At 38.9% G+C, this 12,148-nt stretch carries 10 protein-coding genes and 2 tRNA genes; 10 read left to right on the top strand and 2 right to left on the bottom strand.

Features of this window, described 5'->3' with window-relative positions:
• Nucleotides 1-167 precede the first annotated feature (167 nt).
• Nucleotides 168-497 (top strand): CU044_2847 family protein, encoded by a 330-nt coding sequence (locus HWQ40_RS01685; protein WP_292774597.1) that lies wholly within the window; start codon nt 168-170, stop codon nt 495-497.
• 5 nt (nt 498-502) lie between these two features.
• A complete protein-coding gene (locus HWQ40_RS01680) occupies nt 503-2,491 on the top strand; it encodes a trypsin-like peptidase domain-containing protein (RefSeq protein ID WP_292774595.1) in 1,989 nt (662 codons plus the stop codon).
• Between the two features lie 178 nt (nt 2,492-2,669).
• Here the strand turns inward: HWQ40_RS01680 and nifE are convergent, their stop codons facing one another.
• Nucleotides 2,670-4,061, bottom strand: a complete 1,392-nt coding sequence (nifE, locus tag HWQ40_RS01675) for a nitrogenase iron-molybdenum cofactor biosynthesis protein NifE (RefSeq protein ID WP_292774594.1) — start codon at nt 4,059-4,061, stop codon at nt 2,670-2,672.
• Nucleotides 4,062-4,938: 877 nt separating this feature from the next.
• Between nifE and HWQ40_RS01670 the strand changes: the two genes are divergently transcribed.
• Nucleotides 4,939-6,006 carry a DUF2891 domain-containing protein gene (locus HWQ40_RS01670; protein ID WP_292774593.1) on the top strand — a complete coding sequence of 356 codons (1,068 nt, stop codon included), beginning with the start codon at nt 4,939-4,941 and terminating at the stop codon, nt 6,004-6,006.
• Here HWQ40_RS01670 and HWQ40_RS01665 read toward each other — a convergent pair.
• Entirely contained in the window at nt 5,981-6,556 is a 576-nt protein-coding gene (locus HWQ40_RS01665) for a TraX family protein (RefSeq protein ID WP_366933885.1), read from the bottom strand. The two genes, HWQ40_RS01670 and HWQ40_RS01665, sit on opposite strands and share 26 nt — an antisense overlap.
• A gap of 340 nt (nt 6,557-6,896) precedes the next feature.
• On the opposite strand from HWQ40_RS01665, the gene HWQ40_RS01660 reads away from it, so the two are divergent.
• The 7 genes from HWQ40_RS01660 to HWQ40_RS01630 all read left to right on the top strand — a co-directional run bounded on the left by HWQ40_RS01660 (nt 6,897) and on the right by HWQ40_RS01630 (nt 12,079).
• Nucleotides 6,897-7,475 (top strand): hypothetical protein, encoded by a 579-nt coding sequence (locus HWQ40_RS01660; protein WP_292774590.1) that lies wholly within the window; start codon nt 6,897-6,899, stop codon nt 7,473-7,475.
• Between the two features lie 182 nt (nt 7,476-7,657).
• Nucleotides 7,658-7,733, top strand: a tRNA-Met gene (locus tag HWQ40_RS01655).
• Nucleotides 7,733-7,807 (top strand) — tRNA-Met (locus HWQ40_RS01650). The genes HWQ40_RS01655 and HWQ40_RS01650 overlap by 1 nt, the downstream gene beginning before the upstream one ends.
• A 396-nt stretch (nt 7,808-8,203) precedes the next feature.
• A complete protein-coding gene (locus HWQ40_RS01645; RefSeq protein ID WP_292774589.1) occupies nt 8,204-8,347 on the top strand; it encodes a hypothetical protein in 144 nt (47 codons plus the stop codon).
• Between the two features lie 337 nt (nt 8,348-8,684).
• The gene (locus HWQ40_RS01640) at nt 8,685-10,211 is read left to right on the top strand and encodes a slipin family protein (RefSeq protein ID WP_292774676.1); all 1,527 of its coding nucleotides are present in this window, start codon (nt 8,685-8,687) and stop codon (nt 10,209-10,211) included.
• Between the two features lie 214 nt (nt 10,212-10,425).
• On the top strand, nt 10,426-11,373 hold the full coding sequence (locus HWQ40_RS01635) for a DNA adenine methylase (protein ID WP_292774588.1): 948 nt from the start codon (nt 10,426-10,428) through the stop codon (nt 11,371-11,373).
• Nucleotides 11,336-12,079: an HNH endonuclease gene (locus tag HWQ40_RS01630; protein WP_292774587.1), complete on the top strand. Its 744-nt coding sequence runs from the start codon at nt 11,336-11,338 to the stop codon at nt 12,077-12,079. The genes HWQ40_RS01635 and HWQ40_RS01630 overlap by 38 nt, the downstream gene beginning before the upstream one ends.
• Nucleotides 12,080-12,148 lie beyond the last annotated feature (69 nt).

Raw genomic sequence — 12,148 nt, 5'->3', positions numbered from 1 at the left:
TTTTGCGCTGCAATGACTAGTTTTGATCGTTGTGATGGTAGTGCTTAGGCGTAGCCTATAGTAGACATCGCAATGAAGATAAGTTCGATGGATGATTGCGGTTAAATAGCAATATCTGTAAACTGCCAGATTATGATAAATTATAGATACTTGTTAAATCAAAATAAATGTCTACAAAACTTATTCGGCTAGATGATGGAACTCTTGTAGAAGTTGAAGTACCGGAAGAACAGGCTCGGCAAATTTCGGGAGGATTTGCTGATAAGGTTGACGCAACTTTCGATAAAATCAGACCAATTTTAGTTAAAACTTGTAAGCCTATTGCTGCTGCTTGGAAAGAGATCAATCAGGAAATGAATATTGATCAAGCTGAAGTTCAAATCGGATTGAGCTTTGAAGGAGAAGGAAATCTATATATTACAAAGTCTAAAGCAAGTGCTAATTTAACAATTAAGTTAGTTCTTAAACCAAGCAAGGATAGAAACCTACAGGGTTAAGATAAATGAGTTTTAATCCAGACGAATCAATTTTTTTATTAACAAGTAAGAACCCAGAAAATGAGAGTTTTGGTACTGGATTTGTAATTAAACAAGATTCACGGTCAACCTATATATTAACCTGCGCTCATGTAATAAGAGATGTAGGCGGAATCGATCAAGTAGAGGTTGATAGCTATTCAGTTACCATCGTCGCTCAAAGTCAAGATGGTTATGCTGATGATCTAGCTGTACTCAAAATCGAATCAATCTTAGGTAACTCCATCCTCCCATTGGGAATATTTGGTAAAACTGGTTCAAGCTTTATGATATTTGGTTGCTGGTTGTATGACAAACGCAGCAAACAGTATAGGCTAGAACAAATCAAGGGATTTTTAGGAAAGTCAGTAAAGCTGAAATCAAGGCATCAAGCAGGTTTTATTGATGCTTGGCAGCTAAAGATTGATGATGAGTCTAGTTTACAGCCAGGTTTTAGTGGCTCACCCGTAATAGATAGCAAAAGTTATACTGTCATAGGGATTGTTAGTCATCTAGAAGGACAAGGACGTTCTGGTCAAGCAATATCCTTAGCTAGTTTGAAGAGGATTTGGGCAGAACTGCCGCCCGATTTTTTTAGGGAAAAGTTATACGATTTATTAGCAGTTAGTGAGCTAATCAAAGCTGTATTTATCGATGAAAATCAATTTTCATTATTTCTTAATAAGAATTTTGCATCTATTTCAAGAGAAACAATACCTTTTTTATTAAAGGTTCAACTTTTGATTGATTATTGCCATCATCATAATCAGATAAGCGAATTATTGAACCATATAAAAATTATTTCTCCCAGCAAATATCGTAAATACATATCTTCAATCAATCAAGAATCTAATAGTTTTAGCTCCTACAATCATTCATCGAATATTTGCAAGTGCTTTCGTGGATTTATATTTAAAAGCAAGCAAACAAAAGCTACAATACAAGTTAGAAGCCAATGTGAAATTGAACTTGTATTTGAAGACCTTTCTAAGTTTAAACCTGAAGTTAGAGAAGCAGCAATTGGAGCCTTAGCTGGTGTATTAAATATTTCTCGTGAAGAAATCAAGATTATAGAAATAAGAAAAGGTAGCGTAAAGCTTCGGATTGAAATACCTTCGAGTGCCCTAGATCGTCTTATAGAACTCTACGAAACGAATCGAGCAATGATGCGCGATCTTGGAATTGTCTACTTAACTGAAATACTTGATGAGCATTTTGATCTCAGCAATATTCGATCACTCCTTAATGGCGGGTTCACTCGTGAGGAATTGCTTACTATTTGCTATGACAACTTCAGAGCAGTCTCCGAACAAATTGACTCAAATACCGGAAAAGCTGAAATTATTGAGCAACTTTTAGAGTACATACGCCAGCAAATGCTGGTCTCTGATCTTTTAGATTTAGCTAGAGAGAGCAAGCCTGAAGCATATAACAAGTTTGGCTCATACTATAAAGTGCCTAGAAGACCATCTAGACAACGAGAACAACGCTTACCTTCACATCAGTTAACAAGATGGGAAATTATATTAGCTGTTTTTTTTGGAGCGGGCATAACGATTCTTGGAATTCTAGCACTTTTATTTGTAGATTATATTGTGAGTACTTTTGATTCGACAGGCATCCTATCGTCAATTGTTTGGTTAGGTTTTTTACCTCTAGGTGATTTTGTAGGAAGTGTAGTTCTAAGAGTCTTAAGGGGTAGACGTGGAGAGCAAACTGGTCGTCTAGCTGTAATTTCTTATCTGATTGGTTGTTTTGCATTACCAGTTGGATTGTTCTCGATTATATTCTTGTTCATACTTGTACTAGCAATCATGAATGCCTCTAGAGATCCAATTGGATCTTTGCAATTGATAGGACAGTTAATCATTACTACTTTAAAAATTATTTCAAGCTTTCTAAATCCTTTGAATAACTTATCTACGCCTATTGGAATTGCTGGAGGTGGCTATCTTGCATACCAACGTGCTAGGTAAGCAATCGCGGCATTCCTTTTGTAATGTGCGTTGTGCTGCACGAGAACACACTTATTACTAGCAATTTGATCCGATTAGCAAAGAGAGCGATCGCTTACGACTCAAATATAAGCGATCGCAAAAGCAACTTAGACTTTTTTCAGTTGATTAATTGTTCTCATTTTTCTAAGTTCTCTATTCAAAGAGAATATGAAGTTTCCAAGAGTTCCCAAGGAGCAGGTTTTCTCACTTGTTTCCACACAGGACTATACAAAGCTTCATACAATTCCCGTGCCATTTCCACTAACCCCGCATAACCAGCGTAAGCATGATGACGTTCATGGTTAATATCCAAAAAAGGAATTTGTGCTTTCAACGCTGTATATTGATTGCCAGCCCCAGCAATCAACACATCAGCTTTTGTATTCTTGAGTACCTTTAGTAATGCCGGGGAAGTTCCATCAGCCAAAACAATGCCATCTTCACCAAGCAATTGCTTAATTTTGGCTTTCTCTTCTTCTGTACTCTTTTTGTCAGTAGTCGCAATAACTTCCATTCCCAAGTCTTTAGCTGCTAAAATAAGTGACCAACTTTTGACACCACCACTAGCAAGAATAATCCGCTTACCTTTTAATTGAGAACGGTAGGGAGCTAAGGCAATATCTAGGGCTGCGGTTTCTTCTGCAATCAACCATTCTGTACGTTCTTGAAGATATTTGTCGCCTAATCTTGCTGCAACATTTCGCAAGCAATGATTTAGGTTTTCCACACCATAGAAAGATTCTTCAATATAAGGAATCTCATAATCTTCTTGCATTGAGAGTGCCATTTGCACTGCTACATTCGAGCAAATTACTACATTCAACTTGGCACGATGAGCATAGCAAACTTCTTCATAGCGAGCATCACCTGTAATTTTGGAGAGAACGCGTATACCCAATCTCTTGAACAGTGGTAAAACATTCCACAATTCACCAGCAACGTTGTATTCACCAACAATATTGATATCGAATGGTGTGGTAAATTCTGGTTCAGCCGTTCCGATTACATATTGCAATAAAGTTTCATTGCCGATGCGGTTCCCGAAATTTTTACTACCTAAAAATCCAGGTGCATCTACATATATAACCGGAATACCAACTTTCTTTACAGCCATCTTACAGACACTATCCACATCATCACCAATCAAAGCAGTGACACAGGTAGCGTAGACAAAAACAGCCGCAGGATTGTAGCGTTCAACAACTTCGATAATAGCTTTGTACAGCTTCTTTTCACCACCAAAAACAACATTATTCTCACCAAAGTTAGTAGTAAAACCAATTTGGTGTAATTGAGAACCTGATGAGAGGCTACCATGAGTTGCCCAAGGATTATGAGTGCAAGCAACAGGGCCATGCACTAAATGAGCCACATCAGTAATTGCTCCCACAGAAACCATTGCCCCATCAAAAGGACAATTACCTTGAGTTGCACCTGGTTGTGCTGCTTTATTGCAAGACAGTTTTTTGTTGCCATGCAATTTTTTTTGGTTATGTACACAGGGTGTCTCGTTGAGTAGTTCGTTGATTGTTCCTTGGGTATTTTTCATGTCTTTACCTCGCGCTGAAGATTAATGGAAAAGGAGTAAGCACTATAACCGCACAATAAAGCTGTTTTATAGAGTGTTTATCCCACATTTGCTACACCAAAAGTTTTCAGGTATGTCAAAAGCTGCCACAAACTAAGTTTCAAACCCCTACGAAATAAAGGCAGTTGACAACATATCTTGTGAGAAAGCTGAGTTGCAAAGCGACACACCACACAAACTTTAACAGGTGTAAATAAATCCCTATCTAGACATTTTTTGCTTTTTGCTGTCTTCAAATGGGCTACAAAAAATCGTAACTGAAGCACTAGCATTTTCAGGTAAAATAGCCAACTGCTCTCACATATCTTGCTTCCGTAGGAAATAAGACCTGTTAACACTTTTGCTATTCTTAGCTTATCTAAATGTTAGCCTAACATAACTTTAAAAAAATGATTTAATTTTTGATTTTTTGCTGTAAAAATACTCAATCCACTTGGATAATGTATAGCGATGGTGAATCTGCGGTTTGCAATTATCACAAATCAACCTTTTAAGTTCCGCTTAAGTATAAAAGATACTGCACAGTTTACAATAGCTTGCATGTAACATAAGCTTTTTGGTATTGATGCGATCAACAGAAGGGGGAGCGATCGCAATTGAAAAATTATTGCAGACATCAGGCAATACTGCTTACGCAGAAGCAGGGCAACATTTTTAGTGACATTTCGTAAATTTGCCAGTGATGGGCTAATGGATTCCCTGATGCGATTTATGATTAAGCAAGCTGCATCATGACAGTAGTCCCATAATCATCTCAATGCACCCGACCCCAGTTGTGCTTTAGGATATTTTCTCTATAATGCTAAAAAGACAATTGTAAGACTACTGCTGAGAAACCATGCAACTCCAAGCAATAGAGATTGACGTAGCGATCGCAGCTAAGTTTGTTCAATTAGTGCTGAACTGCGTCAACCAAGAGTATCCGCACAACAATATTTTTTGGTTTGAAAGCGATGAGGACATTAAACCGCCACGCGAATTAATGCCAGCTTTTTATGGTTGTTTGGATTGGCATTCTGCCGTACATGGGCATTGGTTACTTGCAAGGCTAGCTCGTTATTTTCCTGATGCTGAATTTCAGCCGACAGCAAGGGAAGCACTAACCCAAACCCTGACTCCAGAGAAAATTCAAGGAGAAATTAACCATTTTAATCGATGTCCCTTCTTTGAGTGTCCTTATGGATTTTCATGGCTGTTGCAACTCGCGACGGAATTGCATGAATGGAATGATTCTCAAGCTAAAGAATGGCTAGCTGCATTAGAACCCCTAGAAACCTTAATTGCCAACAACTTTTATCGCTGGCTTGAAAAACTCGAACTTCCCAATCGCACTGGAGCGCACTTTCAAACCGCGTTTCCACTTGGTTTAGCACTCGATTGGGCACGGAGTAAGAAGAATAAGGACTTTGCCGATCTGATCGAAGAGAAAGCCCAAAAATTTTATCGGAGCGATCGCAACTATCCATTGCATTTTGAACCATTGGGTTATGATTTTGTCTCTCCCTGTCTTGCGGAAGCGGATTTAATGCGACGCATTCTTTCACCAACAGATTTTGCAAATTGGCTTACCGATTTTCTTCCACATTTAGTCACAGAAGATCCAGTAAACTGGTTGCAACCGGTACAAACAACTAAACCCAACGACTATTTACAATCTCATTTTCGAGGTCTAAATCTCAGTCGAGCTTGGATGCTTGAGGGAATAATCTCTCGATTACCCGATAACGATTCTCGACTCGATACCCTGCGTTCTGTTACTGTTTTACATCGCCAGTGCGGGTTGGTAGATGTTGCAAGTGACCATTATTCTAGTAGTCATTGGTTGGGAACGTTTGTAGTTTATCTTGTAACCGCAGGTGGATTAGATAGATATAGAAATCCTATCTGGACTGGATTAAATAATTGATTATACCTAAAATTATTAAATGAGTCGGGTAAAATACATAGAACCATCTAGCTCGTGAACCTTGTTTACCATTAAATTGAAAAACAATTAATCCTGCAAGAATTGCCCAACCTTGAAATATATTAAGCATGGATAGGATTACTAAAATAAAAAAGTGAAAAATGCACCAGTAGAGCAACCATACTTTGGGTTTGAGTTTGTCTATTAAGGACATCAAGAAAATTACTCCAATCCCATAAGTTCCATATTCAACGCCCAAGCCCTCGGCAACTACTGCACACAAGCCGATAATTATTAATTGCTGCCATAATTGTGAGTAACGCTTTACTAAGCGCAACATCACAAGTCCCAGAAGAAGCGTGAACAGAATATTAAGTGATAAGCTCTGGAAAACAATACTATAGATTGGCTGAGATATTATTGCTGTAATTAATAGTCTCCTCCCATAGCGGTGTACATTATGGGTATGTTTTTCGCCTTCAGCCAGAAGCCATGCAAAGAGGGGAAAGCTCAATCGCCCCAATAAGTGCAAGATTACCAACTCTGGCATTAGCAAATAGCACACATGATCCATAACCATGAATACTGCTGCTAAGATTTTAATGCTAAAAGCTGAAACTTTAATCACAACGTTACAGTTACCTTGGATTCCTTGATATAGAATCCCGAAAATTTTATTTATTTAATATAAGAGTTATTCAAAATCCTAGCAATTTGATAACATTAACAAAAAGGGCAATGTCTACGATGGGCTGTTACCCTCCTGGGTCGCTCTAAGCATACTCCTACGGAGAAGCAAGCTACGCGTAGCGTCTCGTAGAGAAGCTATGCCAAAGGCTTTACGCTACGCTATCGGTGACGCCCTCTTCAGCAGAAAATGCAGAAACACTATGGCAAAGCGTAAAAAAAGCAATCTTCAGTGGATAAAAGAAACACTTGAACTAAAACCCGATCATCGTTGGGAATCTCCATCAGGTTACAAAATTTTTGTCGCAGATCGAGGCGCTGTTCGTTTCAATGTTCCTCAGAATTGGGTTTTTGAGCCACAAGAGAAATCCTTCAAGTTCATGGATAAAAAACCGCCCAACGATGATTGCTGTCTGGAAGTATCTTTTAATCGCCTGCCACCCAACGACTGGAGCCAGTTTCCGCTAAAATCCACCTTGAAGAAAGTCCTGGAAGACGACAGCCGCAACATCATTGCCAAGGGAGAAATTATTACCGTTAAGCGTCAAACTGCCAGAATTGTCTGGACAGAGATGAAGTTCATTGACACTCAAGAAGAACCACGGGAAGCTTTTTCGCGGACTTGCATTGGTTTGGGGTCGAATGTTCAATGCTTAATTACATTCGATTATTGGGCAGATCAAGCAGAACAATTAATACCCGTTTGGGATGAAGCAATACGTAGTCTGACATTAGGGTTGTATATTCGTGACCCCATGACTGGTTTAGCTTTTCCAGATTGAATCCTTACAATAATTGCTCAAACTTCCTTGGCAAACCTGCCATCATTTAATTTCCAATATGCTAAATTTGGAGCGGGATAGTAACAAAGTTACAAAGCTATGGTTTAGGTTCTATAAGCCTAACTGGTGCGCCAAGCTTTTGCATAAGCGTATACCGCCGAGTACTTTTAAACTATACCATCGTTTGATTAGCTCAGTTGGTAGAGCGATCGACTCATAATCGATGCGTCACAGGTTCGACTCCTGTATCAAACTCCAGGAAGTTAGCTCACTGGTAGAGCAATCGACTCATAATCGATGTGTTGTAGGTTCGATTCCTATACTTTCACCCAACCCTGTCCGGGTTAAAAGACAATACCCTTCCAAGGTAGCCAATATGGTACGAATCTTAACAGATTCGAGACCCCTCATTTTCTCAACTCTGCGGTGCAAGTGTTCTGCTGTCGGTCATCACTCATAAGGGTAATGTTCGTAGCCACAGTCAAGGAGCAAGCGCAACTGCATTTCTCCCTAACTTGAGTATGTCCCTTTGTTTTCTACATCTAGTTTTCCTTTAGGATTCTAGATTGGTAAATTGAACGGTATATTTGAGCGCTGTTCTTTTTTCTAGATTGCCATTGAGTAGTCGAAGAAAAGTAACAGCAATCTTAGTCCAGCTTTGGAGAAGCTTTTGCCCACACCTGAACTGTAAACACTTGCACTTGCAGAGTAAAAAAATCTTTTGTATTATGTACAGTAAAAACATAACTACTACTCCATTAGCGACTGAAAGTAATCTAGAAAAGTTGCAAACTGATAATTTAGCACTTTTGCGATCGCATGGTTTAGCTGAATATAATACTGCCGAAAAAATCGCCTTTGCGATAACGTGAAAGCCAGCCTAGAACAAGCTTTTAGATATCGTCTCGTTCCCAGTCTCCGACTGGGAATGCCGTCCTAGGGGCTGCCGCCTCCTTTGCTGGCAGGAGCAGCATTTCTAGCAAGAGGCTGGAAACGAGGTTTTAAAGGAGTTTCAGCTTAAGTTGACACTAATGAGCAATGCTGTGCCCCTACTGCGTGGTCTATTGACCTGAAAATAGCTGTAAGCTGTGAGACACAGGTGGTATTTGAGTTCAAGCAAGGTTATAAATGTGTTGATCAAATCTTCTTAGCTAGTTGCAATTGCCTAGCTTGCTTAAGCTATCACACAAATTATTTATGCAAATCACTATGTGGGAAACGTTTTATATCAAACCTAACGAAATCGGCATCTTATATCACCGCAGTGACTTTAAGAAAATTTTGCAACCCGGTACACATACATATTTAGGTCGGCATTGGCAAGTAAAAATTTATGACCTCAATCAGCCACTAGCTCAGATTGAAAACCTAGAACTGTTGTTGCGAAATCACCAAGCCGAACTACAAGAACATTTATTGATTATCAGAACCGCATTCAATCAAGTTGCATTAGTCCGCTACGGTCAGAATTGGGTAAGCGTTGCACCAAATAAATTAATTGCTTTTTGGCGTGGTTTTATTGAAGTAGAGTCTTATATATTCAACTTAGAAGAAAGCTGGGAATTGCCTAGTTCCTTTGTACAGCAATTACGCTCAGTCGCGTTGAATGGAGTGAAGAAGTTCCAAATTTCAGAGTCTGAGATTGGTTTACTATATCTGCAAAACAATTTTGTGCGACCTCTAGAACCAGGAGAGTATGCTTTTTGGTCGGTAGATAGAGATGTTACAGTCCGAACTCTCAGCCGGATTATCCCTAACCCAGACTTTCCCCTGGAAGATGTACTCATTGAAAAACATCCCGACTTTATTGCTGCCTACTGTGAACCAGTGCAATTACTGGCTTCACAAGTTGCAATTGTGCGATACCGAGGAAAAGTAATTTCTATTTTGCCGCCCACCAGCCGCAAGTTATTTTGGCAGGGTGTTGCAGTGGAAATTACCGATATTAGCGCTGATGCTCAGTTACAGCCAAACTTAGTGGCTGAGTTGGTTGAGGGTTCAACAGAAGTTAAATTGCTCAGTCGCAACTGTTTGCATATTTGCCAAGTGCCTGCACAACACGTTGGACTAGTATACATTAATCAAGAGTTTCAAGGACAGCGATCGCCAGGGGTACACGCTTGGTGGTTATTTGGACGCTCTTTTCAAACCGAAACCATTGACCTGCGACTACAAAATATGGAAGTATCCGGTCAAGACATCTTGTCTAAAGATAAAGTACCTCTGCGGTTGAATTTGACGGCTGGCTTCCGCATCCAAGACCCATTGAGGGCAAAAAACGGGTTATCAGATATTTCCGGTTTCTTATACAAAGAATTACAGTTTGCTTTGCGTGGTGCAGTCGGCGAACGCAACTTAGATGCTTTATTAGAAGATAAAGGTGCAATTGATAGAAGCATCTCTGAATACATTCGCCAGAAAGCCGCAGACTATGGAATTGAAGTAGATTCTGTAGGTGTCAAAGATATTATTTTACCTGGTGAGATTAAGACAATCTTGAGTAAGGTAGTGGAGGCAGAAAAAGCCGCTCAAGCAAACGTAGTCAGACGTAGAGAAGAAACTGCTGCTACTCGCAGTATGCTAAACACTGCTAAAGTGATGGAGGATAACCCCGTTGCATTGCGTTTGAAAGAACTCGAAGTATTAGAGCGGATTGCAGAGAAGATTGATCGGATTCAAGTTAACGGTAGTTTGGATAGTATTTTAACAGACTTGATTCGGATGAATCCGCAATGATTTAGTTATTAAAAGCGATCGCGTAAACCAAGTGTTGAGTTATCTAGCGTTAATTACCGCGTTTGTTAGATGTGGCGATTTATTATTTGTGATCGTCTTTCTCTATTGGCTATTTCAAACACAATGAAAACGCAGCTTTTGTTAACATAATAATTTCGCTTCAATCGTTCTATTCCCGTGATAAAGTTATTAGATAATTTGTTCTTTATTTGAGATGACTAGTCTCCCGCATCCAATTCAATATCAAGGTAGTAAGAGAAATCTAGCTTCAGACATTCTCAGATTTCTACCCAATACAGTGGAAAGGCTGGTAGAGCCATTTTCAGGAACTGCTGCAATTAGTATCGCAGCATCTTCTAAAGGGATTTCTCAAAAATTTTGGATTAACGATCTAAATAAACCTCTAGTTGAACTAGTGGAGTTGATTGTAGAGAAACCAGACGAAATAGCAAATACGTATGCAGAAATATGGAATGAACAGCATGAGGATTCTGTAAAACATTTTTATGAAGCTAGAGATAAATTTAATAAAAGTAACAATCCAAAAATTTTTCTATATTTGTTGGCTAGATGTGTAAAAGGCGCTGTACGGTATAACTCTGAAGGGTTGTTTAATCAAAGTCCTGATAAAAGGCGAAAGGGAACCCAACCTGAGAAAATGAGGAAAAATATAGAAGGAGTTTCTAGGCTTCTTAAAGGTAAATGTAGATTTACATACTTGGATTATAGAGATGTTCTGGCTGAAGTTAGAAATAGTGATTTTGTCTATATAGATCCCCCATATCAAGGTGTATGCGGTAATAAAGATTCAAGATATTATTCTGGTATTAATTTTGATAATTTCGTTTTAGCTCTCAAAGAGTTAAATCAAAAAGGAACCTCGTTTGTAGTTAGTTATGATGGCAAACGAGGAAATAAAACCTTCGGTAACGAATTACCTGAAGAATTGGGACTAAAAAAAATTGAAATTGAAGTCGGGCGATCGTCCCAAGCAACATTATTAGGTAGAAAAGAAATTACAGTAGAGTCTTTGTACTTATCTCCAAGTTTACTGCGCGATCGCAATTTAGATTTGGAGAGCTATATTAGCAAGGCACATAAACAAATTACTCTTTTGAAATGGCATGGACAGTTCTCAACAGCAGCCTCTTTTACCCGATGATTTCATACAACTTTGTCAATTAGTAACCGCCAAAAGACCAAAAGCTGTGATCGATCATATCTTGGAATATGGTTTTGTCACAACAGAAGAGTTGAAACAAAGGTACGGCTACAATCATCCTCCTAGAGCAGCTAGAGATGTTCAAGAACATGGAATTCCTTTAGAAACATTCCGCGTTACAGGAAGTGATGGCAGAAGAATAGCTGCTTATAGATTTGGAGATATCAGCAAGACTAGATTTTCTAGGCTATCGGGTAGAACGGGCTTGTCCAAGCAGTTGAAAGATGAATTGATCGATAAATATGGCTGTAAATGCTTCATCTATTTGGAGAAAGTTGATAAGCGCGAATTGCAAATTGATCACCGCGTTCCTTTTGAAGTTGACGGAGAGCCAGAACTAGAGGCTGAAAGCTTTATGTTACTTTGTGGTTCTGCTAATCGAGCAAAATCTTGGTCATGTGAGCATTGTGAAAATTGGAAAAGTATAAAAGACAAATCTATTTGCTTATCATGCTACTGGGCGTATCCAGAAAGTTACACGCATGTTGCGATCCAACAAGTTAGGAGGATAGACCTTATGTGGCAAGGGGATAATATTGAAATTTATGAAAAATTAAAACAACAAGCAGTAAGATTAAACAAAGAAATACCTGAATTTATTAAAGAGATTATTGAACGAGAAATTAGGCAAAGCAATGACAGCTAATACCATTTTTATTTCAAACCCTCACTAATAGATAGCAGGTGAAATAGGAGCAGAATGGAAAGAGAAAAA

Origin of the sequence: Nostoc sp. NMS9 (genome assembly GCF_017114995.1) — a bacterium.
GTDB lineage: Bacteria > Cyanobacteriota > Cyanobacteriia > Cyanobacteriales > Nostocaceae > Nostoc.
The sequence above is the reverse complement of the archived record's forward strand: the minus strand, read 5'-3'. Positions and strand labels throughout refer to the sequence as shown.

Coding starts and splice junctions, on each gene's coding strand:
- HWQ40_RS01685 (WP_292774597.1), top strand. CDS start 168: ATGTCTACAAAACTTATTCGGCTAGATGATGGAACTCTTGTAGAAGTT.
- HWQ40_RS01680 (WP_292774595.1), top strand. CDS start 503: ATGAGTTTTAATCCAGACGAATCAATTTTTTTATTAACAAGTAAGAAC.
- nifE (WP_292774594.1), bottom strand. CDS start 4,061: ATGAAAAATACCCAAGGAACAATCAACGAACTACTCAACGAGACACCC.
- HWQ40_RS01670 (WP_292774593.1), top strand. CDS start 4,939: ATGCAACTCCAAGCAATAGAGATTGACGTAGCGATCGCAGCTAAGTTT.
- HWQ40_RS01665 (WP_366933885.1), bottom strand. CDS start 6,556: ATGCCAGAGTTGGTAATCTTGCACTTATTGGGGCGATTGAGCTTTCCC.
- HWQ40_RS01660 (WP_292774590.1), top strand. CDS start 6,897: ATGGCAAAGCGTAAAAAAAGCAATCTTCAGTGGATAAAAGAAACACTT.
- HWQ40_RS01645 (WP_292774589.1), top strand. CDS start 8,204: ATGTACAGTAAAAACATAACTACTACTCCATTAGCGACTGAAAGTAAT.
- HWQ40_RS01640 (WP_292774676.1), top strand. CDS start 8,685: ATGTGGGAAACGTTTTATATCAAACCTAACGAAATCGGCATCTTATAT.
- HWQ40_RS01635 (WP_292774588.1), top strand. CDS start 10,426: ATGACTAGTCTCCCGCATCCAATTCAATATCAAGGTAGTAAGAGAAAT.
- HWQ40_RS01630 (WP_292774587.1), top strand. CDS start 11,336: ATGGACAGTTCTCAACAGCAGCCTCTTTTACCCGATGATTTCATACAA.